Source organism: Shewanella sp. S1-49-MNA-CIBAN-0167 (assembly GCF_040310145.1).
In the GTDB taxonomy this organism is placed as follows: domain Bacteria; phylum Pseudomonadota; class Gammaproteobacteria; order Enterobacterales; family Shewanellaceae; genus Shewanella; species Shewanella psychromarinicola.
Window position 1 is genome coordinate 1 of the sequence record NZ_JBEOPO010000242.1, and the last position, 275, is coordinate 275.

1 protein-coding gene is annotated in these 275 nt (G+C 52.7%); it reads right to left on the reverse strand.

All coding sequences use genetic code 11. The features are described 5' to 3' along the window. Nucleotides 1–275: homocysteine S-methyltransferase family protein (locus tag AAEZ00_RS21165; protein WP_351089863.1), on the reverse strand; the 275-nt coding region annotated here is incomplete at both ends.

A 275-nucleotide genomic window follows, 5' to 3' on the forward strand; every position in this document is an offset into this window, starting at 1 on the left:
GACATTGCTCGTATCAGCGGAGTAGCGAGCTCACTGACTTTATCAGCATCGAACAAATCGGCCCGATATGAGCCAAACAATGGCGGCAATGAGCCCGCAACTAACACAGAACTCCCCTGCTCGTCGGCCACATCGCGTGCCAACTTACTCGCAAGCGCGGCCAATGTTTCCCCTTCTGCTGCAAAACGCTCGGCTCCAATATGAAACGGCACCAAGGCATAACTATTGGTTGTAATAACTCGAGCGCCACTATCGACATAAGCACGGTGCACTTG